The sequence below is a fragment of the Pseudobutyrivibrio ruminis DSM 9787 genome (assembly GCF_900218035.1).
Lineage (GTDB): Bacteria > Bacillota > Clostridia > Lachnospirales > Lachnospiraceae > Pseudobutyrivibrio > Pseudobutyrivibrio ruminis.
Genome location: NZ_OBMR01000009.1, coordinates 23,710 through 45,485, shown reverse-complemented (window position 1 = coordinate 45,485; position 21,776 = coordinate 23,710). Strand labels below are relative to the sequence as shown.

Sequence of the window (21,776 nt, the reverse complement as noted above, 5' to 3'; positions counted from 1 at the left end):
TCACGTTGCACTTATGCCATACGTACAGGATTAATTCTTGATATGATTATAAAGCACTTTCTAGGGAAACCTAGAGAGTGCTTTTTTTATGTTTAAACATCTAAATCAGCCTTCCATAACTTGTTACTGGCTTTATGAATTTTGCAGGATATAGCAAAGAAATAAGTGGTTAATATAATTATCGACTTTTTTATTCAAAGCCTAGTTTTTAGTAGGTCATAAATTGTTCTCAATTTTGTTGTACAATCACCATATACAATTATGTCAAAGGATGGTATCAACCTATGAAGCTTAGTCCTATGAGAAAAATTATATCTATAAATATTATTTCGCTAATTCTTGCTATCCCATTTTTTATATCCGGGGTTTCTTTTGCTGCTTCAAGCAATGAGAATACCATCATTGTCGGCGTTCCAGCGGATAGATGCCCTATGATTTATATAGATGATTCTGATGGTGCAATCATTGGAATTGGACCAGAATTACTTCGTATTGCCTGTGAGAATATCGGTTATAACGTAGAATTTATTGCTATGGAAGAATCTTCACTAAAGGATGCGCTAGATAATACCTCCTATGATATAGTCATGCCTTTAGGAAGCGAAATTGAAAGTGCATCTGGACAGTCATCAATCGTTTCTGACGATTTAATGCTAACTCCTCTCACTGTTGTAACTTCTGAGGGAGATAATGTATCAGACATTAATCGTGCAAAAATTGGAATGCTTCAGTCTCAAGCTGGTATAGCAGACACAGTAAAAAGCCTATATCCAGATATTGAAGTCATACTGTATAAAGATATGTCCAAGTGTGTAGACGCCCTACGTAAAGACGAAGTTGACGCATTACTTCAGAATTCCTACGTTTGGAGTTATGTCCTTCAGAAGCCTTCATATATCGATTTGCATGTTCAACCAACTACAATGCTTTCTATTGAATTTAGAGTTGGTGCTTTAGATACACCTGAAAATCAGGCTCTTATAGAAAAACTTAATGAAGGTATTGCTATGATTAGTGATACCCAGCGTCAGGCTGTTATTTTAGATTATACTTCTCGTAAACTGTACAAATATGATGTACAGGACTACCTTTACGCCGATAGATATGTCTTTATCATGTGTGCAATTGTAATTGTTCTTGTAGCACTTCACTTTCTAGCAAAGCAACAACTGTTAAAGAAAAGAACCAACAATCAAATTCGCCAAATGATAGACTATGACTCACTTACTGGTGCTCTTAGTATGGCCGGATTCCGTGAAAAAGTAAAAGAACTACTACTGGAAAATCCTTCCACTCCATATATTATTTCTTACAACAACATTAAGAATTTCAAATTCATAAATGAAAAAATGGGAATGAACTCTGCTGATGAACTTCTATGCTTCTGGGTAGAAAAATCATTGGAGTATTTCTCTGACAAAGAGGCTATGGCCAGAATTGATGCAGATCATTTTGCTGTTTTATGCTGCCTACCTGATGACAACGGTTTCGAAGCAATGGAAACAAACGTATTTGAACCAGTCAAAAAATATTATATTAATCAGGGCAACGACTATGAAGTTCAGATATCCAGTGGTCTTTATGTCTTAACTCCTGAAGATTATAAAAATATTAACGTTGATAAGATGCTAGACTGTGCTAGATTAGCTGAAAAGAAAGCACATTTATCTATTACCGGGGGGTACGAAGTATATAACATAGATCAATGGGAAGCAGGAAGACTGCTTTCAGATATCTGCGGCCATTTTTCTACTGCTATAAAACAGAATGAAATAAAAGTCTGGTATCAACCTCAAGTCAACTATAGAACTGGTGAAATCATAGGCGCAGAAGCTCTCTGTAGATGGAACCACGAAAAGCTAGGTTGGTTGAGCCCAGGTCAATTTATCCCAATGCTAGAACAAACTGGTCTCATCTACGATTTAGATTGTCTAGTTTGGGAAATAGTTTGCAAAGATATTCATAGATGGAACGAGCAAGGATTTAAACGTTCTATATCAGTTAACCTATCTCGATTTGATATAGAAAAGAACAAAAACATCTCAAAGCACTTCAAGAATCTTATCGAAAAGTACGATATTGAACCTTCTCAGCTAAGCATAGAAATCACTGAGAGTGCCTATGTTGATGATAACGAATTACTATTAGAGACAACTGCTCAGCTACAGGATATAGGATTTGAAGTTGAAATGGATGACTTTGGCAGTGGCTATTCATCCCTAAATATGCTTACAGAAATTCCAGTTGATGAAATTAAACTTGATTATGTTTTCCTAAAAAACACTAAGAACTTTGAGAAAAGCAAAATTGTGGTCAAGCATATCCTACAAATGCTTCGTAACCTAAAATATAAATATATTGCTGAAGGCGTGGAAACTAAAGAACAAGCCGATTTTCTTATTGCTATAGACTGTGAACGAATGCAAGGCTTCTACTTCTACAAGCCAATGCCTGTAGAAGAATTTGAAATTCTCGATTTCGATAACATAAACAATAGACCACACTAATAAAAAATCTACTATGTTGCTAACGGAGATAAAGTTGGTTCTACAGAGTTGTAATATTGTATTATAGGCTGCCGATGGCAGCCTTTTTCTATGCAATAAAATATATAAAAATATATGGGCATTACTATTTGGTAGTGCTCTTTTTTATGCAAAGGTTGTCATAGCAACAACCTTTTGTTGTCGGTTCATACATCGAACTAAGAGGTATTACTGGGTATTATAAAGAAGTTAAGATATCACTTTGAAATAGTCTTTAAGTAGCTTTAAGTAGTTATACTGTCGTTATATATGGACACATGTATTCTTCAGAATAGTAAGCATAGACAAGCTGTGTTATCTAGGAGGAAGAAATGACAATACTAGTAGATTACGAAAATGTAACAAATCATAATGGACTTAAAGGGTTAGAGTATGTGAATGATAAGGATATCTTGATAATTTTTTATTCTGCCGCGTGTAAGAGTATTAGGAAGGGTGACGTAACCTTAATTGAGCAAAGTGGTTGCAAATGGAGTACATATAAGTTACAAGCTCCTGGAAAGAATGCATTAGATTTTTATATATCAGTACAGGCTGGAATATTAGCGGAGCAGGGAGAAAGACATATTGCCATTATTAGTAACGACAAAGGCTTTAAGGCAGTTGTTGATTTTGTAAACATAAAATATAAATCAGATGGCATGATTATTGTTAAAGCACCAACAATTGAAGCTGCAATTTCTGCTATGAATGATCCTGATGATAATAAGCGAAAAGCCCTTGTAGATTCAAAAATGGCATTATTAAATATAGAAGAAGAATTTGCCAAATATCAGGAAAAAGAGAGACTATGCCAAAAAATAAAGTATGCATTTGATGATACAGAATATGAAAATCTTGTAGATGAAATAATATCGTTTGTATCTATACATGATAAAGTTCAGAAAAAGCAAATGTATGCAGATTCTATGCATGTATTCGGAAGAGATAGCGGAAGAGAAATCTATAATATTATCAAAGAAGTGGTATAAAAAGAAGTTTAATAGGCAAGAGCAGATAATCATTTTGATAGAAGAAAGATAAAAGAGAACTACCCTAAAGATTTTATGTTGGACATTGAAGAATTAAGAAGTTATATTATTGGAAATAGTAAAGAAGAATAGTTGTAGTTGCAAGTTGGCAGTTACAACATATAAAATATTTAGAAATATAGCTAGAACAAATACTGGGAGAAAAAGATGTTAAGGCTTGAAAAAGTAAACGGGAATAATGTGTGGGACATATTAAAACTTGGGCTTGATTTTATTAAGACATATCCATGCGGTCCAGCTGAATATTGTTGGTTATCTTATGAACCAGAGAATCAAGTTGCAAAGGATTTATATGCATCTTTTGGATTTGTTGAGACTGGTGATATGGATGGAGAAGAGATTATTGCAGTACTAAAACTATAAAAGAAAAACATTAATTGTAAAGAATTAGAAAGTATATAAACATGGATCATTTTTATTTTATTAGACACGGGGAAACTGTTTGGAACGTAGAAAATAAGATTTGCGGTGAAACAGACATCGAGCTTACAGAAAAAGGGCATGAGCAAGCTATAGAAACAGGAAAAAAGATATTAGAGCAGGGAATTACTGCGGATGTAATCCTAACATCGCCTCTTGTAAGAGCAAAAGAAACAGCAAGACACATTTCTGAAATTACAGGAATACCAATGGAAATAGAGCCAAGGCTCAAAGAGCAGAATTTTGGTAGATATGAGTCTACGCCAAGAGATGGAGCAGAATTCCACGAAGCAAAAAAGGACATGGCAAGCAGATTTGGAACTGGTGAATCCATGCTTCATCTTGCTCAGAGAATCTATAATCTTATAGATGATATAAAGGCAGGAGATAAAGAAGTTATCCTGGTAGCCCATAATGGAATTGCAAGAATGGTGGAATCCTACTTTAAAGAAATGACAAATGAGGAGTTTTCATCTTGCGGAATCAAGAACTGTGAGGTTAAGAGATACAATTTTTAATATACAAAAGGAAATATAAAGGGGGCAATAATGAAACAATATATCGTAGATGCATTTACAAACACACCATTTGCAGGTAATCCAGCTGCAGTGTGTGTTATGGATAGCTGGCCATCAGAAGAATCAATGATGAAGCTGGCAATGGAAAATAATCTGTCTGAAACAGCGTTTATTGTAAAAGAGGAACAGGGCTATCACTTACGTTGGTTTACACCAGGTTCAGAGGTAGAACTATGTGGACATGCAACACTTGCATCTTCATTTGTAATACTAAATTACATAGAAAAGGATTCAGACCTAGTAGAATTCAACACTCTCAGCGGAAAACTTACAGTAAAGAGAAATGGAAATCTCTTGGAGATGAATTTCCCTACATATGAACAGCCTGAAATACCTGTTACAGATGAAATGGAAGAAGCTTACGGCGTTCGCCCTATAAAGGCTCTTCTTGGACCAGACCTTCTCTGCATTTTTGAATCAGAAGAGCAGATTAGAAATATGAATCCTGATCAGGTTAAGCTCTCAAAGCTTCCAGGCAGAGGACAGGATGCTACAGCAAGAGGAAAAGATGTAGATTGTGTCTCAAGAACTTTCTTCCCAAAACTTCTTGTTGCGGAAGACCCAGTATGTGGTTCAGCTCATTGTCAGATAGCAGCTTATTGGTCTGAAGTATTGAATAAGAAAGAAATCAAAGCTTACCAGGCTTCAAAGCGTGGTGGTTATGTACATTGTAGATTAGAGGATAATAATCGAATCACTATCAGTGGAGAAGCTACACTAGTTGCTGTATCAGAGATTGTGGCTGAATTATAACTTACGAAGGGGCGACTTATGAAAAGAACAAAAGCTATTTCCCTATATATCGCAGGAGCTTTAGGCCAGATTGCATTTGTATGTCTAGTTGTATACCTGCTTAGAAATATCGGATTTACGGTGGACTATACTTCGCCACTAGGCATGACAGCTATTGCTATAGGTGGGATATCATCAGCTTTATGGGGAATAATAGTTTCTGTAAAATATAGAAAAATATCTTTTAAAACAATCGTAGCTGACTTTTTCAAAGTCAAGCAAAGCTATAAAGATTATCTATTGGCCGTATTATTTATTTTCATAGATTTCCTTCCAGTGCTATTTGGCGGAAAGGTAATAATAAATACATGGTTCATTCCAATAGTGATGTTTGTAAAACATATCGCATTTGGTGGGCTTGAGGAGATTGGCTGGAGATATTTCTTTCAGCCAGCATTGCAGGAGAAGCTTAACTACATATGTGCTACTCTTATTACTTTTGTGGCATGGAGTATATGGCATTTTTTATATTTCTATATAGAGGGGACAATTGCTGATGTAAGTTTAGTACCTTTTCTCATTGGGTTATTTACTAACAGTTTCATTTTGTCAGCACTTTATGTAAAAACAAAGAATCTATGGCTATGCGTGATGACTCATTCTTTGATAAATGTATTATCGCAGTTAGCAATTGGCGGGGGTGATTATCTAGGCTATGTAAGTAAATTATTGATTATTTTAATAGCAATAAGAATTGCTTATGGTAGCGATAAAAAGATATAATTGAATCGAGAATAGGAAAGGAGGACATTGCCGATGATCAATTCCTCAAATTTCCTCCACATTGTGGAGGCCTAAACTCGACACTGCGGGTTCAAGCTAAGCTTACCCGCTAAAATATATAAGGCTGTAAGGAGAAATCTTTACAGCCATTTTTTAGAAATGGAGAATGCTTATGAAAAGACAACAAAGATTATGTATAACACTTATAGTCATAGCATTATTCTTAATAGTAGGCTGTATTGTTTATTTTGCATCTGACAATCATGAAAGTACAAATGAATATGATGTAAATACTGCAAGTGTTAGTGGTACAAATCAACTTAGCACAATAAATGAAGTTTCATCAGGTGATAAGGAAGAAACAAATGAAGAAAAAACAATTCAGATAGAACTGGAGGAAGTTGAAGCCGAATATACTAAATTGAATAATACTGATACTAGTAATATGTCCCAATTTGAAATAAATGATCTGGCTAGTGAAAGATATACTCTTTGGGATAATGAATTAAATTCTATTTGGGAGCGTCTTGCTGAGATGTTGTCAGGAGATGAGAAAGATGAGCTTGTTAAAGAACAAAAAGAATGGATAACCAAAAAAGAAAGAAATTCAGAAGTAGCAGGTATTGAGAACGGCGGAGGTAGTGCTGCTCCATGTTTAATGGATGATGAAGCTGCTAGTATTACAAGAGTTAGAGTTTATTATTTGGCAGAAAAGCTTGCAAATCTTTTGAATGAGCCATTTGAAATCTCTTCAGATATTCAAGCTGAATTGGATAAACAGGATTATTCTTTAGATGATGTACTTGAAGAGTTTGAAGGTCAGTGGATTTTTGATATTGATAGAGGTGCTTGTATCGGTATTGAGCGCAGTAGTGAATCAGCCTACGGTCAGGAAGATAGTGAATGGACCATCTGGATTACAGGTGGAGATCTGTATACCGAGAAAGATGTGTATGGATATATCTATGGATGCGTAGTATTCCATAAGGAGGACGATTCAGCTAGTGGCTATACTGTTATTGATAAATGGGATAACTCAGTTTCAAGTTGGTATGCGGGTTCTATAAATGAGCTTTTGAATGCAGGCGGATTAGATGAAAGTATAGTAGGTTATTAATAAAAGGATGGCACCAAGATGCTATCCTCTCGGGGTGTGGCTCAGATGGTAGAGCACTACATTCGGGATGTAGAAGTCGCGCGTTCAAATCGCGTCACTCCGATTATTACAAATCATGAGGGGATACTTATGGATATATCTAATGAAGACTTAGAACGTTGTAAAAAAGTTGTAGGGAATCTCTTTCTTAAAAGAAAAGGGATTGAGTTAACCGACGCACAGTTATCAAGCATTACAAAGGACATCATGATAATATCCGACTCCCATGGGGGAGGTTTGTCGAGCAATATTATTCTAGGATTTGCAAAAGGTTATATAGATTCAAATCTGTATGCGAAATATATCGATACCAATCAATCCAAGCTTGAAGATCTCATAGCTGATGCAAAATCTGATATTCAGATTTATTTTGATAATCCAAACACAATGCCATCATATATGACACAGTCTCAACTTGAGATGATAATGAAAGAACTTGAAAATATGGCATACTATAAAGGGGAAGGAAGTTTTAATCCTTATTATCCAAGAGGCATTTCAGATAGCTGGGATTATAATGATGCACTTGCTAAGAAATTAATGAGTATTGCTGATATATATGTAAAATTAAAAACTAAGATGAGACAATAGAATAACTAAATCTAAACGGATGGGTATAGATATGGCAGAAATCGATAGATTAAAAGAGATAGTAGAAACCCTAAGAAGTGAAAACGGCTGCCCTTGGGATAGAGTGCAGACACATGAAAGTCTAAAGCCTGAGTGCATAGAAGAGGCAGCTGAAGTCATTAATGGAATTAATAATTACACCAAGACTGGAGATGCAGAAAACCTTAAGGAAGAGCTTGGTGATCTTCTCCTTCAAGTAATGTTCCATTCTGTAATAGCAGAAGAGGAAGGCTTATTTACCTTTGATGATGTAGCAAAGACTGTATCCGAAAAGATGATACGTCGTCACCCGCATGTCTTTGATGGGGTAACATATAATTCTAAAGAAGAACAGCATGCTGCCTGGGAAGAACTAAAAAAAGCTGAAAAAGAAGGTAAAGAATGGTTTGCGGATACACTTCCAGAAGCTTTTGAAGAAGCTAAAGAACTTGTCGAAAAAGCAAAAGAGCGAAAGGGCTATAATTAGTTATGGAGATTATATTAGTAAATGAGAATGAACCATATTGGGATAAGCTAATAGCATTTTCTAGAAATTGCTCATGGAACCCAGGCAAGAATTTAGCTAATAGGATGGAAAAACATGACTTCAAAGATAAAGAGCAAATATTTGTTGCTATAGAGGCTAACCAGATAGCAGGATTTTGCGTTTTTGAAGAGAACGGATATATTCCACCTGAATATAATTACCACCCATTTATAAATCTAGTATTTGTAGATGAATCCTATAGAGGCAAAAGAGTTTCAGAAAAGCTAATAGAAAAAGCCCTAAGTTATGGCAAAGAACTAGGATTAAATAAAGTTTATCTAAAAAGCGAACATCGTGGCCTATATGAAAAATATGGATTTAAAAAGATTGCAGATTTTACTCCTATTGTAGGTCTTGCAGATCAAATATTTGAAAAGAACATATAAAAGAACTAAAAGGATTTTAAACCCCAATATCGAAATTCATTCCAGAGAGGAGGCCATTATCGGCTTCCTTTCTGTTTTTTTGATAAGGATTATCTTCGTTTGGATAGGCAATCTTAGTGTGGGTGGTGCCGCCTGAGACGTAGGTGCGGCCGCACTCAGGGCAGACAGCAGTATGGATAGAAACAGAGGCCTGAAGGACTTTGCCGCCACTTTCCTCAGCTTTGTCGTAGGCATTATTTACGTGCTCCTGCTCATGGCCGCGGACACGTGCAGCAGCTGCATTAGGTGATATATGAGCAGCAGATTTAAAGGATACTTGTTCGTCAGATCCGTCCTGATATTTTCTGCTGGCGCAAGTTTCGCATTCAATTACACCAGCACGTTTTGCAGCGCGTTCGCTGGTAATATTCTTGGCTAAGGACTCACTTTTGCCCTCAGCACGCAGTTCATCTGCAATTTTAGAATCAACAGGAGTTGTAGCGCCAGAATTAAAAGAATTACTATATGGAGAAAAGTTAGTGTTTATGCCATTAATACCCAACATAGAATCACCACCTTAAAACGAACAAAGGTTATATATAGTAATAATAACACTAATGTACGTCTAAAGTATGAAGTTGTATAATAAGAGCTAAATTTAGTTATATTAGGGAGTATGGAAGGAAAGCCAATGAAAAGAAGGATAGCTTTATCAATATGCTTGGCCTTATCGCTAGTAGCATGCGGCAAGCAAACGGTTATGCAAGAGCAGGTGTCGGCCCAGGAGGCCAACTATAGCCAGCCACAGCCTGTGGAATCTACCACAGAAGATAATGGTGAATACGATTTCACATTATGCTTCGCCGGCGATATCAACTTTGATGAAAATTGGGCCACAACCCAATATCTGAATACCTGCGCAAATGGTATAGCGGACTGCATTTCACCGGAGTTGATAAGTACCATGCAGCAGGCCGATATAATGTGGATAAATAACGAGTTTACATACAGCGACCGTGGACAACCACTGCCCGGAAAAGCCTACACTTTCAGAGCCAATCCGGCCAGAGTAGAGAATCTGAAGTTGCTTGGGGTTGATATAGTAGGTCTTGCAAATAATCATGTGTACGATTATGGAAAAGATGCATTGCTTGATACCATGGATACCTTGGATGCAGCAGGGATTCCATATGTGGGAGCAGGCCATAATCTGGCCGAGGCTAGTGAGCCAGTATACATGGAAGTCCAGGGAAAGAAGATAGCTTTCGTGGCTGCATCCCGTGCAGAAAAGAACAAGATGACACCACAGGCCACAGATATCGAGCCAGGAATTCTCAGATGCTATGACACAGCCCTCTTTGACGAAGAGATAAAAGAGGCCGATGCCAATGCGGATATTGTGGTGGCGCTACCTCATTGGGGTACTGAATATTCCACAGTGCTGGAGCCAGTCCAAACGGCCACAGCCCATGAATACATCGATGCCGGCGCGGATGTAATCATAGGCGCCCACACCCATTGCCTTCAGGGCTTCGAGTTTTACAACGATGTACCAATAGTCTACAGTCTTGGAAATTATTGGTTCAACGAAAAGACGTTGGATACCATGCTTATCACACTTCATTGCTATGGAGATAATGATGAGGAAAATATGGACGTTATCATTACACCAGCATTGCAAGCAAACTGCACAACCCAGTACGTTGCTGATGAAGCAAAGCAGCGCCAGCTGTATGATAAACTGGAAGAGATTTCTGTTGAAGTAGAAATTGATGATAGTGGGATTGTTAGAAAACAAATAAAATAAATTATAAATAAAAAAAAGGGAGTTTTAACTATGGAAAAAAATGCAGGCTATTATTTTACACTAGCTGAGGTTGCACTTAAGGCTGCAAATTATGACGAAGCTTTGGGCTACATGGAGACAGGGCGCGAAATTGATCCTAATTTTATGGATTGGGATTTGTATGAAATCTATATCTGGTTTAACCGTGAGGATTATTATACAGTAGCGGAGCTTTGCCACAACTATTATGAGAAGGATGATCAGAATGTAAAGGTATTAGAAATCTGGCAGGAAGCATGCGAGTACCTTGAGTGGTATAAGGATGTTGTTGGAATAGGATATGCTGCAATCGATTTAAATACAGATAATCCTGAGGTTTATGCAAGAAATGCAAGGGCATATGCTTTGTATAATCAATATCGAGATGCTATCGACTGCCTAGAGGAGGTTGTAGACAAGTATCCTGAGTTAAATATGGATCTTGAAAAGCTTTATTATGATTTGGTTACAGATGATGGCCATGGTGGAATGGAAGATGCAACCAAATCTATTGAATATGCTGAAAAAGCAAGAAGTCTTGGTGAGTTTGATTGGAGAATGGAATATCGTGATATCAATATGAGAATGTATATTGGTGACAACGATAATGCAATCAAGGTTGCCGAGGAAGCAATCGAGAAACTAAAAGATGTAGAGTTGGATGAAGACGATGCGGCAATGAATCCAGATCTTGTATTTAAATGGCTGATTGGAAAAAATATGCTTTTGAAGCGAGAAGATCATTTCTGTATGCCACTGGATAAAGAAAAGACAAGAGCGGCAGCTGAAAACTTGAAGCAGACATTCGAAGAATCTATGGCAAGAAATGAGTTGGATACGCAAGGTTGTACATTGGAAAACCTTTACACTTGCTATAGGCTTCTTGGGGAATATGATGAGGGAATTCAGTTTATGACTGAAGCTGAATCAAAAATGGATGAGGATACAAAGGAAGCGCTTTCTGACACTATAAATCGCCTGACAGGCCGTTTATATGTTTTGAAAAAAGATTATGCAAAGGCTAGAGAGTGTATCTTAAAGGATATAAAATCCATCGACCTTAGTCAGTATCATGATTACGAATCTGACAAGATGGTTACAGCAGAAAATCTAAATGAATTCAAACGCATAAACATTAATCCTGAGGTTGATAGATTGCGAGATGTGCTGGTAACCCTTGTGGAAATGCCGGAATTATTCACTCAGGAAGAGAGAGAAAAGTCAATAAATGACCTTCTTGAGTTTATAGAAAAAGTAGTTGAATTAAATCTGGATGGAATGGATGTAATGATTCCTTTTGTTGGCCATGCAATTCATTATTCACCAGCAGTTACTACTGATTACGAGAGATTATATAAAATCATAAACTCGAAATTCATGAAGAAGATGTTTGCAAATGCAACAGAATACTATCGTGATATGTACTACAAAAATCTCATGCGTATTTGCGCATTTATGCAAAAGGATAATGAATCAAAGGCTTATGCAAAATCGTATCTTAATTTGATAAATGATAAAAAGTATTGCATAGATAAAAAAGTAAGTTTTGATGAAGCATGTAAGGTAGCAAGAATCAGCAATCGAATTGATATTGCTGCCCTTGGAACAGCATATCTATACATGGGTAAAATCGAGGATGCAAAAAACACATTATTGCTAATGATGATGAACCCTGTATGTTGGTTCTGCGATAAGAGCGGATGCTTAGAATACTATTTGCTGAAAGCAGAGATAGATATAGCAGAAGGAAATTATGAAGAAGCACAAAAGTATCTTGATGAAGTCGAGAAAACTGAGTGGAATAATCATGAGGAAATTGCTGCTTCTTTGAAGCTGTATCTTAAAAGCAAGAATCTAGTTTAATGACAAATTGCGAGGAAAAAACATGACAGAATTACAAACAGGCAGACCAACGGACACAACAGGACGTTTAGACAGGGAAGTCAGAGTATACGATTATCTGGATAACCTTGGAATTGAGTACAAGCGTATAGACCATGCACCCGCAGACACAATGGAAGTTTGCGCCGAGATAGATAAATCCCTTGGTGCATTAATTTGCAAGAACCTGTTTTTGTCTAACAGACAGAAGACAAACTTTTATCTACTGATGATTCCAGGAGATAAAAAGTTCAAAACAAAGGAGCTTTCAAAGCAGATAAATTCAGCAAGGCTGTCATTTGCAGACCCAGAGGATATGCTCAAATATCTAGATATCGAGCCAGGCTCAGTTAGTGTGATGGGGCTGATGAATGATAAAGACCATGCGGTACAGCTTTTGGTAGACGAAGATGTGAAAAACAGCGAGTTTATCGGTTGCCATCCATGCGTAAATACATCAAGCATGAAGATAGCGGCAAAGGATATTTTTGATGTATATCTTCCAGCAGTAGGCTACGAGCCAAGAATAGTTACATTGCTTGGCGAAGACTAGAATTTAAAGGATGGAGGAAATGACATGGACAAGTTGATACTTGGATATTTGGTCATTGCTAATATTGCAGGCTTAGCCGTAATGGGAATCGACAAAGCAAAAGCCATCAAAGGTGCTTGGCGCATTCCAGAAAAGACATTATTTTTATTCAGCTTAATAGGCGGAAGCATCGGAACATGGGCAGGGATGTACCTGTTCCACCACAAGACAAAACACTGGTATTTTGTGATTGGCATGCCAGCAATTCTGATTATCCAGTTGGTTATAGCGGCATATTTTATGGGCTTGATATAGGAGAAAAATCATTAGTGAAATATAAAAATATAGTAGAAGCAAAGTTCATATCACGTCCAAATCGCTTTATAGCCCAGGTAGATATTGATGGGCAGGAAGTAACAGTTCATGTGAAAAATACTGGCCGTTGCAAGGAATTATTGCTTCCTGGCAGAGTGGTATACCTGGAAAAGGCCACAAATCCTGAGCGCAAGACACCATATGATTTGGTTGCCGTTGAGACACCTATCGGAATAATCAACATCGATTCTCAGGCGCCAAATGCAGTGGTGAAAGAATGGCTGGAAAAGCAGGATTACGATTATATCGATCCGGAGCATAAATATGGCGATTCCAGAATCGATTTCTTTATGAAAAAAGGTAAGGATGAATATCTTCTTGAAGTTAAAGGTTGCACACTTATTAAAGATGGTGTAGGCTTTTTTCCTGATGCGCCTACAGAGCGAGGAGTAAAGCACTTGAGAGAGTTAGCAAAGGCTACAAAGCTTGGCTATAAGGCTATGGTGGCTTTTGTAATTCAAGTAGATGGAGTTACAGAGGTGCGCCCCAATGTGGAGACTCACCCAGAGTTTGGAGCTGCTTTACAAGAGGCTAAGGACGCAGGCGTACAGGTGCTGTTTTTGCAGTGCCATGTAGAAAAAGATTTATTGGAGATTATTAATTAACAGATGAAACGTGATTATAAAGGAATATTGCTTACAATTATGGGGGCCTCCTGTTGGGGGCTCTCAGGTTCTGTGGGCCAGTATTTATTTGATGTGCAGCAGATGGATAGCCAGTGGCTTGTGCCTATCCGTCTGGGCATGGCAGGAATTATCTTACTTATTTACTGCCTTATAAAATACAAAAAAGAGACTTTCAAGCCATGGGCCACACCTGGCCAGTCTATAAACATGCTGATATATGGCTTGCTAGGAGTTAGCTGCTGCCAGTTTCTATATTTCCTAACTATAGAGCTTTCAAATGCAGCCATAGGTACGATTTTGCAGGATTTAGCACCTATTTTCATTTTGATGGTGACATGTCTGAAGGGAAAAAGATTACCAAGAGTCGGTGAGATATGTGCAATACTACTGGCAATCCTTGGTGTATTCTTCCTTACAACCCATGGAAACATCGAAAACCTTTCAGTACCAAAGGGTGCGCTGATAGCGGGAGTTGGTAGCGCGGTATGCGTAATGATTTACAATGTACTTGCGCCAAGAATCACCAGCGACACACCTGTAGTTATCGCTCAGGCCTGGTCATTCTTGCTTGGCGGAGCCTTCGGATGCCTTGTCTTTAGGATATGGCAAATCCCTTACACACCAAACATTTACGGACTTCTTGGCATAGCCTTCGTAGTACTTGTTGGAAACATTGGAGCATTTACTCTATACATCAGTGGAGTTAAGCGAATCGGCCCAAACAAGGCCAGCCTTTACAGCTTCGCAGAGCCTATAACTGCTGCAATCATCGGAACTACAATCCTTGGAAACAAGTTCACAGTGTACGATGCGCTTGGATTTACGCTGATTTTCCTGATGCTGTGTAGTATTACATTTTCTAAAAAAGAATAGAGGTTATAAGACAACAGACAAAAACTGTTGTCTTTTTTATTGAAAAAATAGATGAAAGTGTCATACTAGAAAATGCAGAAAAAAGGAGACATAATATTATGAAAAAGAAAGCTTTGTTATTAATGTTAAGCGCAAGCCTTATTTTAACAGGCTGCAAAACAATTAAAATTACAATTGAGGATGATGAGGATACACAGACTACAGAGTCAGCAGCGTCAGCGAATTCAGAATCAACAACTGATACAAAAGAAGGTTCAACTGAAACATCCGAATCTGCAATCGCAGATGATGAGCTTGAGAACAATGATGAAAATATCACAGAAACACCAGCAGCTATCACCATCAAAAATCCATCATGGGATAAGTTCAATAACACAGGATTAAATGCTGATGATTACCCACATCTTTCCCTTACCAAGACAAAGGAGGAGAGCCAGGACTGGCTAGACACTGATGTATGGTGCCAGAAGAATGGTTTCGAGTATCAGAAGCTTCCGTACTCAGATGGAACATTTACATACATGGGGCTCTATCCAAAGGATGATTATTCATGCACAGCACTTACAATTTCATCCGAGAGCACAGGGGATATCCTTTATTATTTGGATTTATACGAGCTTTGTTATGGCCCAGATGAATCAGGTAGATATTCACAGGCTGTGCAGGATATTCAGTATGCAGTGATGGATGATAATGCAAACATCCTTTATGTTTCAATAATGCACAACGGATATTCTAGCGAGAACCCATTATCAAGCCACATCGTAGCTATCGACCTTCAGAAAAATGAAGTGATTTGGCGAAGCGAGCCACTTGTATCAGGCCTTTGTAACTTCATCGTGGATGATGATACAATCATCTGCGGATATGGTTTTACATCCGAGCCAGACTATATCTACTTGCTTGATAAGCACACAGGCGACAAGGTGGATGAGATTTCGGTAAAATCGGCTCCAGAGCAGTTTGATATCAAGGGTGACACACTTTATGTGGCCACATACAACACAGCCTACGAGTTCACAATTCAAAGATAGAAAAGGATAAGTAAATGAGCGAAAACGAAAAACTTGAGTGGGAAGAGGTATCCTGCGAACACATCGTAAATGACGAATGGATAGATTTCAGAAAAAGCAGATACAGATTTCCAGATGGAAGAGAATTTGAGCCATACTACAGCTACAGCCGCCGCGACTATGTGGTAATAGTAGCCACAGATGAAGATGGAAATTACATCTGCGTTAGACAGTACCGTCACGGAATCAAGCGAGTGAACACAGAGTTTTGTGCTGGCGGAATTGAGCGCACAGATGGCAAAGAATACGGAAACCGCCAGGATGATGGTAGCACAGAGGATGCTCTTGCGGCAGCAAAGCGAGAGCTTATGGAGGAGACAGGATACGAAAGCGACGACTGGAAGTTTCTCCTTACTGTTCCATCAAATGCCACTATGGCTGATAATTACGCCTACATCTACGTTGCAAAGAATTGTAGAAAGGTGAGCGGACAGAACCTTGATGAGACAGAAGTCTTAAACGTACATCTTTACAATAGAGCACAGATTGATAAAATGATTGCCTCAGGCGAATTCCCACAGGCTAATCACATTCTCGCGTTGCTCCTTGCAGATAAAGAAGAGAATAGATAGTAAAAAAAGTGATTACTCCGATAATACAGAGTAATCACTTTTTGAATTCCATAAAATCCACTCATCATAGCCGGCATCATAGACAGCTTGAATTTCGCTGTCGATGGCGGCTTTGTCATATTCTATGTGGCCTTCCACATTTTCAGCGGTGAAGGCCTGAAGCCATGGGCGAACGGTCCCTTTATCCTCATCTGGGATGGAAGCCAGCGCATATGCGGAGCCTGATAAAGCACCGTAGATGGTATCGTAAGGATTGGCATCAGGTACATCCAGACCGAAATCTCCGGCAGCATAATGGGATGGATAAATCATTGGGCTGATGCAATCAACATTTGAGGCGAAGTCAGTGTAGCTTTGTCCGATGTGCTTTGCATCCACATCGCTTGTTATAATTGTTCCGAAGACATTGGCGCTGACAGGAGCAAACGCTTCTTCATGAACAGCAGAAGTGATTTGTGAAAGGAAGCTGTTGATGTATTCCTGTCTGCTTTCATCATCAGAGGCAACGCCATAAACAGCATCTTCTGAGTTCTGGCCCACTGGAAAACGAACATAATCAAGCTGAATCTCATCAAATCCAAGGAGAGCGCAATCTACAGCAATGTCTGTCACATAATCCCATACTTCCTGCTTGCATGGATTCACCCATGCATTTCCCATTGAATCAACCACCGGTTCACCAGTTGAATCCAGCAACGCCAGCTCAGGATGAGCCTCAGCTAAAACTGGGTCCTTAAAGCAAGAGATTCGGCCGATGACGTAAATATCGTTATCATGAAGAGTTTGTAAAAGCGCTTTAATATCCTTTATGTATGGGATACAAGCTTTGGTTTCGTCGGTATCTGGATTGTCTAGATAAAAGGAGATGTTTCCGGAATCTTCCTTAATATCAAGTACAACAGCATTTAAATCAGTGGAGTTGATAAGATCTATTAATTCATCCATTTTTTCAGTGCCGGCGGTTGGCGCAGTCACATAGATGCCATGGACCTTAGGATGTGAGAAGGTATGTTCATCAGGTGAAATAATAGGAGCGCATCCATTATCGTCACTACGTTCCTTGATAACGGTGGCTTTACTAACCGAACTTATAATCAGCACGGCAACAAGAATTGCCGCGGAAATTCCAAATGCAATAGCTAAAGGTAAATATCGTTTAATATATTTCATAAAAAATCTCCCCAAATGTATGTTAGGTATAATAATACAACATATTTAAATAATTTTAAAACGCTCTGGCAAAATAGTGTTAGAATTAGAACAAGAGATTTGTTGTAATGAGAATGATTCTATGATACAAAATATAGTAAAAATCTTAGGATAATAGGAGTGGATATGACATATTTAACTTGTTTTTTTCTCGATAATGAGAAGGATATTATTGTAAATCTCTACAAGGATCTAGACAGGATGTACTATGTTCTGACCACGCCAAATCACAGTACAGGCAACCTTATTCGTAATCTTTCAAAGACCTGTAACCTCCCACTTTCACAGGATGACAATGGAATGCTTATCATCACAGACGAAATCCCATGCTTTATAGATGGAAATAATCAGGAAAGCTATATCTTCAAACTGGCAGACACCGAGATTGCCAGCATTTTTCCAGATGGCACAGTAGATAGAAAAGCTACAATCCCAGCCATTGCAAAGACTCTCATGAGTCAGACAAAGGATTTCAAGCTTCCTGCTGGAAAGACAATATTCAAGACATTCATCCGCAAGGATTTAAAATTCAGAGCAGATTTGCACACCCACATGAACGGAAATTTGACAGGCGATATTCTCATTGCACTGGGAATCGCTCATCAGATTCGCTATCCACTTTATTATGTGAAGAAACTGGAGCTGGAGCTTACAGACGCCCAGTGGGAAAAGGTAAATGCCCAGCGTGAAAAGGTTGCCAGACAGTTCGTATCATCGGATTTGCAGGGCAAGTATTTGGACCGCAGAATCAATGATAATACATTTATAAACTTTGCAGACCTAATCCTAAACAACCTGGACAATGCAGAGATGAATATCGTAAAGATTAGAAATTCTCTGGCTGTTATAAAGGATGGACAGGCCGTATTTACAAACCTGGAAAAGGTTTACCTGTATCGCTATGTATTCTGTAAGGGAAAGGAAAGCGAGGAGCAGATACCTTTTGCAAAGGTGGATATGATTCCAGATGAGGATGTTAAAAACGCCCTTAAGCAGATGCTTCGTGATAGGGAAAATCCTGATTATTGCCACAACACAATCTTCCAGGATAAGCTTCTTTGGATTGCTAGAAGCTACAAAAAGCAGGGCGTTTGCTATGCAGAAATCAGTGACACAACCCTTGTTAAAAAGTACGAATCAATCGAAATGCTTAGACAGGTTCATGCCGTGATGCCAAGCATTTACCAAGAGACAGGTGTCATGATTCGATTCCTTGCAGCGATGCGTCGTATCCCTCTTACAATCGTTAAGGATGCCGTCACTCCAGCCAACTACCTGGAGCAGAACTTAGAGGTGCTTAAAGCAACAGCCCTTGATCCATATGTTGCAGGCTGCGATTTCGTAGGCGAGGAGATAAACGATATCATCACCCTCAAGCCTGCATTCAAAGAAATCGTAAAGATTGCAAAGGCTGATCCAAGCTTTGTTATCAGAGTTCATGCTGGAGAAAATGATAGCCAAAAGGACAACATAGCCCATTCAATTGCCTGCGTAAAAGAATCATTGGAGCCAGGCCAGAAGATGCCAAAGATGCGTTTGGGCCATGGACTTTATACATACAGCCTTGCATCAAAGAAGGGCAAGGAGACATTAAAAGAGCTAAAGGAAAACAATGTGGTTCTTGAGTTCCAAATCACAAGTAACGTGCGTTTGAACAACCTGAATTCACTTCAGAATCATCCACTTAAGCAGTACCTCGAAAAAGGAATTTCCTGTGTACAGGGTACAGATGGTGCAGCCCTCTATGGAACAAACTCAATCGACGAGCAGCTTTCTCTGGAGAAAATGCTTGGTCTTACGGACGAAGAGCTTAAGCAAATGCACGATTCCGAGAGCAAGATAATCGAAGAAAGCCAAAAGGCATATTCAGTAAAGAAGGCAGCCTTCGCTGAGCTTTTAGGTGACCGTGACATGGAGGAGGTTCTCCTTGAAAAGATGCAGGCCGTAACCATTTCAAAGGCCAAGGCAAAGTCTGCACCAAAGCTTGACGCCAACACGGAGCTGAAGGACCAGATTGAGGAAATTACATGGGACAGAACACCAGTGGTTCTCTTGGGAGGAAGCTTTAACACTGAAAATAGAACAACCAAAATCAGCGCCAATGCTATAAAGCAAATGGACGATATGCTTGAATACATGAGTCCGGACGAGGTTTGCTTTGTCATAGGTCATAAGCTCTCCGGCTATGAAAAATATCTTTTAGACCACAATGATAAGGGTTTCAGAATCTATTCATTTGTGCCTGCTCTTATTACAAAGAAAGAGGCAGAAAAGATTAAGGAAGCTGATGTTAAGGTTCGAGTTTCAATCGAGTCTGAAGGCATGGGAATATACAAAAGTATTAACTATGAGATTTTCGAGCGTCGCCCATCAGTGGTAGTAGCTTTTGATGGAAATAGTGCAGCAGCTAATCTTATCCAAGAGGCGAAGAATGGCAAGGGCCGCTCTGTAATACTGATTTGGAACCATTCCAAGACACTTATGCAGAAGGCTAAATCCCTTCACGGATATGTTTATTCATTCGATGGAGAAAACCCTTTGATTAATATTATTGATTCGTTAAAAACTAAATTTAAGAGCAAATAAATAACTCAATTTTATTTACTAAAAAATGCAAATGAGCTATATTTAAAGAAGCGAATTTTTAGCGACATAATAACAAAAAGGAAGAATATTTGTTAAGGAGGAAAAAATGGGTTTTTTTGATGATTTTGGAAAAAAGATTTCCGATGCTAGTCAAGGAGCTATTGCTAAGACAAAAGATTTTGCAGATGTAGCAAAGCTTAACTCAAATATTTCAGATGAGGAGCGCAGAATCAACAATGCATATCAGCAGATTGGTAAGCTCTATTTTGAAATGCATCTTGAAGACTTTGAAGATTGCTTTAAGGATCACTTTGCAGCAATCAATGAATCACTTGGAAAGATTCAAGACTACAGACAGCAGATTACAAACATCAAGGGTGTTGTAAAGTGCCCTAACTGCGGAGCTGAGGTTCCTAAGGATTCAGCTTTCTGTAGCTCATGTGGTACACCAGTACCAAAGCAGGAGGCACCTGTAGATGTACCTGCAGCAGAGGCTGAGGTAGTATCAGCACCAGAGGCAGCTCCAGTAGCAGAAGAAGCTCCTGTTGAAACACCTGTAGAGGAGGCTCCAGCAGTAGAAGCCCCAGTAGAAAAGAAGTGCCCATCATGCGGCGCAACACTTGAAAATGGTGCATTATTTTGCACAAATTGTGGAACTAAAGTAGAGGAGAATTAATAGTTATGGAAAAGACAAAATTAGGTTTACCAGTAGGTTTATTTGGAGCATTTGCGATTGCAGCAGTTGGTTTTGGCGGATATGTAGCAACAGCTCTTGTAGTAGGATATGTTCTTCTTATGGAAGAAAACACATGGTTAAAGAAGGCTGTAGTTAAGGCAGCTGCCACAATGGTATTCTTTGATTTCCTTATTGCATTAGTTGGAATCATTCCAGATGCTGCTGATTGGGTTGTATCTCTCATCAATACATTTGGTGCAGATATTTATGGAAACTTTGTTTCAGATATCTTCAACCTTGTATGCCGTGTTCTTAGCATTTGCGAAGATATCATCTTCATCGGTCTTATCTTCAAGGCTCTTAACCAGGGCACAATCGCTATTCCATTTGTTGATGGTTTAGTTGAAAAGAATATGTAATACAAATTTCATCATTTAAACAAACTAATTTGTTATACTGACCCCACAGTAAAGGTGGGATGCAGTATGGATTACAATTGGCAAGACGAGAGCAAGCCTTATAGTTCTGACGATGCATATGAGGATTTAGAGAAGCTTAAAGAAATGCTTCACGAAGCTCAGCGCAAAATCAACAGAGGCAAGCTTGAGAAAAGCGATATTGATTTAAGTATTAATATCGAAATGGATGAAAATAATAAATAGTGTTTAAACCCCTGATTAATTTTAATCAGGGGTATTTTTTTATATAAACCGTGAAAACTCGGTGAATTTTGCAAAAAAGATTGCGTGCTACTTAATAAAAAATATATAATAAATCCGTA

24 protein-coding genes and 1 tRNA gene are annotated in these 21,776 nt (G+C 38.5%); 23 read left to right on the top strand and 2 right to left on the bottom strand.

Annotated features, from left to right (window positions below):
• The first annotated feature begins 299 nt into the window (after nucleotides 1–299).
• The 11 genes from CRN97_RS10095 (at nucleotide 300) to CRN97_RS10045 (ending at nucleotide 8,788) form a co-directional block, all read left to right on the top strand.
• On the top strand, nucleotides 300–2,507 hold the full coding sequence (locus CRN97_RS10095; protein WP_242962068.1) for an EAL domain-containing protein: 2,208 nt from the start codon (nucleotides 300–302) through the stop codon (nucleotides 2,505–2,507).
• Nucleotides 2,508–2,857: 350 nt separating this feature from the next.
• On the top strand, nucleotides 2,858–3,517 hold the full coding sequence (locus tag CRN97_RS10090) for a PIN domain-containing protein (RefSeq protein WP_044939199.1): 660 nt from the start codon (nucleotides 2,858–2,860) through the stop codon (nucleotides 3,515–3,517).
• Nucleotides 3,518–3,724: 207 nt separating this feature from the next.
• Nucleotides 3,725–3,940, top strand: coding sequence for an N-acetyltransferase (locus tag CRN97_RS10085; protein WP_330400122.1), 216 nt, complete (start codon nucleotides 3,725–3,727; stop codon nucleotides 3,938–3,940).
• Between the two features lie 41 nt (nucleotides 3,941–3,981).
• The gene (locus tag CRN97_RS10080; RefSeq protein ID WP_097076800.1) at nucleotides 3,982–4,515 is read left to right on the top strand and encodes a histidine phosphatase family protein; all 534 of its coding nucleotides are present in this window, start codon (nucleotides 3,982–3,984) and stop codon (nucleotides 4,513–4,515) included.
• Between the two features lie 30 nt (nucleotides 4,516–4,545).
• Nucleotides 4,546–5,328: a PhzF family phenazine biosynthesis protein gene (locus tag CRN97_RS10075; protein ID WP_097076799.1), complete on the top strand. Its 783-nt coding sequence runs from the start codon at nucleotides 4,546–4,548 to the stop codon at nucleotides 5,326–5,328.
• Nucleotides 5,329–5,346: 18 nt separating this feature from the next.
• The gene (locus tag CRN97_RS10070; RefSeq protein ID WP_097076798.1) at nucleotides 5,347–6,090 is read left to right on the top strand and encodes a CPBP family intramembrane glutamic endopeptidase; all 744 of its coding nucleotides are present in this window, start codon (nucleotides 5,347–5,349) and stop codon (nucleotides 6,088–6,090) included.
• Between the two features lie 172 nt (nucleotides 6,091–6,262).
• Entirely contained in the window at nucleotides 6,263–7,207 is a 945-nt protein-coding gene (locus tag CRN97_RS10065) for a lysozyme inhibitor LprI family protein (protein WP_179670735.1), read from the top strand.
• A gap of 30 nt (nucleotides 7,208–7,237) precedes the next feature.
• Nucleotides 7,238–7,310 (top strand) — tRNA-Pro (locus tag CRN97_RS10060).
• Between the two features lie 26 nt (nucleotides 7,311–7,336).
• On the top strand, nucleotides 7,337–7,837 hold the full coding sequence (locus CRN97_RS10055) for a hypothetical protein (RefSeq protein ID WP_097076796.1): 501 nt from the start codon (nucleotides 7,337–7,339) through the stop codon (nucleotides 7,835–7,837).
• A gap of 31 nt (nucleotides 7,838–7,868) precedes the next feature.
• Nucleotides 7,869–8,342 (top strand): MazG nucleotide pyrophosphohydrolase domain-containing protein, encoded by a 474-nt coding sequence (locus CRN97_RS10050; protein WP_097076795.1) that lies wholly within the window; start codon nucleotides 7,869–7,871, stop codon nucleotides 8,340–8,342.
• Nucleotides 8,343–8,344: 2 nt separating this feature from the next.
• Nucleotides 8,345–8,788 carry a GNAT family N-acetyltransferase gene (locus CRN97_RS10045; protein WP_097076794.1) on the top strand — a complete coding sequence of 148 codons (444 nt, stop codon included), beginning with the start codon at nucleotides 8,345–8,347 and terminating at the stop codon, nucleotides 8,786–8,788.
• A 16-nt stretch (nucleotides 8,789–8,804) separates the two neighbouring features.
• Here the strand turns inward: CRN97_RS10045 and CRN97_RS10040 are convergent, their stop codons facing one another.
• Nucleotides 8,805–9,332, bottom strand: coding sequence for a hypothetical protein (locus tag CRN97_RS10040; RefSeq protein ID WP_097076793.1), 528 nt, complete (start codon nucleotides 9,330–9,332; stop codon nucleotides 8,805–8,807).
• A gap of 126 nt (nucleotides 9,333–9,458) precedes the next feature.
• Between CRN97_RS10040 and CRN97_RS10035 the strand changes: the two genes are divergently transcribed.
• The 8 genes from CRN97_RS10035 to CRN97_RS10000 all read left to right on the top strand — a co-directional run bounded on the left by CRN97_RS10035 (nucleotide 9,459) and on the right by CRN97_RS10000 (nucleotide 16,524).
• Nucleotides 9,459–10,574 carry a CapA family protein gene (locus CRN97_RS10035; RefSeq protein ID WP_179670734.1) on the top strand — a complete coding sequence of 372 codons (1,116 nt, stop codon included), beginning with the start codon at nucleotides 9,459–9,461 and terminating at the stop codon, nucleotides 10,572–10,574.
• 30 nt (nucleotides 10,575–10,604) lie between these two features.
• The gene (locus tag CRN97_RS10030; protein ID WP_097076791.1) at nucleotides 10,605–12,455 is read left to right on the top strand and encodes a tetratricopeptide repeat protein; all 1,851 of its coding nucleotides are present in this window, start codon (nucleotides 10,605–10,607) and stop codon (nucleotides 12,453–12,455) included.
• Nucleotides 12,456–12,477: 22 nt separating this feature from the next.
• The gene (locus CRN97_RS10025; protein ID WP_097076790.1) at nucleotides 12,478–13,026 is read left to right on the top strand and encodes a prolyl-tRNA synthetase associated domain-containing protein; all 549 of its coding nucleotides are present in this window, start codon (nucleotides 12,478–12,480) and stop codon (nucleotides 13,024–13,026) included.
• 24 nt (nucleotides 13,027–13,050) lie between these two features.
• Nucleotides 13,051–13,320, top strand: a complete 270-nt coding sequence (locus CRN97_RS10020) for a DUF1294 domain-containing protein (RefSeq protein WP_097076789.1) — start codon at nucleotides 13,051–13,053, stop codon at nucleotides 13,318–13,320.
• Nucleotides 13,321–13,334: 14 nt separating this feature from the next.
• Entirely contained in the window at nucleotides 13,335–13,985 is a 651-nt protein-coding gene (sfsA, locus tag CRN97_RS10015) for a DNA/RNA nuclease SfsA (protein WP_097076788.1), read from the top strand.
• 3 nt (nucleotides 13,986–13,988) lie between these two features.
• Nucleotides 13,989–14,879, top strand: a complete 891-nt coding sequence (locus tag CRN97_RS10010) for a DMT family transporter (RefSeq protein WP_097076787.1) — start codon at nucleotides 13,989–13,991, stop codon at nucleotides 14,877–14,879.
• 98 nt (nucleotides 14,880–14,977) lie between these two features.
• A complete protein-coding gene (locus tag CRN97_RS10005) occupies nucleotides 14,978–15,913 on the top strand; it encodes a hypothetical protein (protein WP_097076786.1) in 936 nt (311 codons plus the stop codon).
• Between the two features lie 14 nt (nucleotides 15,914–15,927).
• On the top strand, nucleotides 15,928–16,524 hold the full coding sequence (locus CRN97_RS10000) for an NUDIX hydrolase (RefSeq protein WP_097076785.1): 597 nt from the start codon (nucleotides 15,928–15,930) through the stop codon (nucleotides 16,522–16,524).
• Between the two features lie 12 nt (nucleotides 16,525–16,536).
• Here the strand turns inward: CRN97_RS10000 and CRN97_RS09995 are convergent, their stop codons facing one another.
• Nucleotides 16,537–17,694, bottom strand: a complete 1,158-nt coding sequence (locus CRN97_RS09995; protein WP_097076784.1) for a putative glycoside hydrolase — start codon at nucleotides 17,692–17,694, stop codon at nucleotides 16,537–16,539.
• A gap of 165 nt (nucleotides 17,695–17,859) precedes the next feature.
• On the opposite strand from CRN97_RS09995, the gene CRN97_RS09990 reads away from it, so the two are divergent.
• The 4 genes from CRN97_RS09990 (at nucleotide 17,860) to CRN97_RS14160 (ending at nucleotide 21,657) form a co-directional block, all read left to right on the top strand.
• Nucleotides 17,860–20,319, top strand: a complete 2,460-nt coding sequence (locus tag CRN97_RS09990) for an amidohydrolase family protein (RefSeq protein WP_097076783.1) — start codon at nucleotides 17,860–17,862, stop codon at nucleotides 20,317–20,319.
• 106 nt (nucleotides 20,320–20,425) lie between these two features.
• Entirely contained in the window at nucleotides 20,426–20,995 is a 570-nt protein-coding gene (locus CRN97_RS09985) for a zinc ribbon domain-containing protein (RefSeq protein WP_097076782.1), read from the top strand.
• A 5-nt stretch (nucleotides 20,996–21,000) separates the two neighbouring features.
• Nucleotides 21,001–21,414: a hypothetical protein gene (locus CRN97_RS09980; RefSeq protein ID WP_074791170.1), complete on the top strand. Its 414-nt coding sequence runs from the start codon at nucleotides 21,001–21,003 to the stop codon at nucleotides 21,412–21,414.
• Between the two features lie 66 nt (nucleotides 21,415–21,480).
• A complete protein-coding gene (locus CRN97_RS14160; RefSeq protein WP_177175710.1) occupies nucleotides 21,481–21,657 on the top strand; it encodes a hypothetical protein in 177 nt (58 codons plus the stop codon).
• Nucleotides 21,658–21,776: the final 119 nt, after the last annotated feature.

Coding starts and splice junctions, on each gene's coding strand:
- CRN97_RS10095 (WP_242962068.1), top strand. CDS start 300: ATGAGAAAAATTATATCTATAAATATTATTTCGCTAATTCTTGCTATC.
- CRN97_RS10090 (WP_044939199.1), top strand. CDS start 2,858: ATGACAATACTAGTAGATTACGAAAATGTAACAAATCATAATGGACTT.
- CRN97_RS10085 (WP_330400122.1), top strand. CDS start 3,725: ATGTTAAGGCTTGAAAAAGTAAACGGGAATAATGTGTGGGACATATTA.
- CRN97_RS10080 (WP_097076800.1), top strand. CDS start 3,982: ATGGATCATTTTTATTTTATTAGACACGGGGAAACTGTTTGGAACGTA.
- CRN97_RS10075 (WP_097076799.1), top strand. CDS start 4,546: ATGAAACAATATATCGTAGATGCATTTACAAACACACCATTTGCAGGT.
- CRN97_RS10070 (WP_097076798.1), top strand. CDS start 5,347: ATGAAAAGAACAAAAGCTATTTCCCTATATATCGCAGGAGCTTTAGGC.
- CRN97_RS10065 (WP_179670735.1), top strand. CDS start 6,263: ATGAAAAGACAACAAAGATTATGTATAACACTTATAGTCATAGCATTA.
- CRN97_RS10055 (WP_097076796.1), top strand. CDS start 7,337: ATGGATATATCTAATGAAGACTTAGAACGTTGTAAAAAAGTTGTAGGG.
- CRN97_RS10050 (WP_097076795.1), top strand. CDS start 7,869: ATGGCAGAAATCGATAGATTAAAAGAGATAGTAGAAACCCTAAGAAGT.
- CRN97_RS10045 (WP_097076794.1), top strand. CDS start 8,345: ATGGAGATTATATTAGTAAATGAGAATGAACCATATTGGGATAAGCTA.
- CRN97_RS10040 (WP_097076793.1), bottom strand. CDS start 9,332: ATGTTGGGTATTAATGGCATAAACACTAACTTTTCTCCATATAGTAAT.
- CRN97_RS10035 (WP_179670734.1), top strand. CDS start 9,459: ATGAAAAGAAGGATAGCTTTATCAATATGCTTGGCCTTATCGCTAGTA.
- CRN97_RS10030 (WP_097076791.1), top strand. CDS start 10,605: ATGGAAAAAAATGCAGGCTATTATTTTACACTAGCTGAGGTTGCACTT.
- CRN97_RS10025 (WP_097076790.1), top strand. CDS start 12,478: ATGACAGAATTACAAACAGGCAGACCAACGGACACAACAGGACGTTTA.
- CRN97_RS10020 (WP_097076789.1), top strand. CDS start 13,051: ATGGACAAGTTGATACTTGGATATTTGGTCATTGCTAATATTGCAGGC.
- CRN97_RS10010 (WP_097076787.1), top strand. CDS start 13,989: ATGAAACGTGATTATAAAGGAATATTGCTTACAATTATGGGGGCCTCC.
- CRN97_RS10005 (WP_097076786.1), top strand. CDS start 14,978: ATGAAAAAGAAAGCTTTGTTATTAATGTTAAGCGCAAGCCTTATTTTA.
- CRN97_RS10000 (WP_097076785.1), top strand. CDS start 15,928: ATGAGCGAAAACGAAAAACTTGAGTGGGAAGAGGTATCCTGCGAACAC.
- CRN97_RS09995 (WP_097076784.1), bottom strand. CDS start 17,694: ATGAAATATATTAAACGATATTTACCTTTAGCTATTGCATTTGGAATT.
- CRN97_RS09990 (WP_097076783.1), top strand. CDS start 17,860: ATGACATATTTAACTTGTTTTTTTCTCGATAATGAGAAGGATATTATT.
- CRN97_RS09985 (WP_097076782.1), top strand. CDS start 20,426: ATGGGTTTTTTTGATGATTTTGGAAAAAAGATTTCCGATGCTAGTCAA.
- CRN97_RS09980 (WP_074791170.1), top strand. CDS start 21,001: ATGGAAAAGACAAAATTAGGTTTACCAGTAGGTTTATTTGGAGCATTT.
- CRN97_RS14160 (WP_177175710.1), top strand. CDS start 21,481: ATGGATTACAATTGGCAAGACGAGAGCAAGCCTTATAGTTCTGACGAT.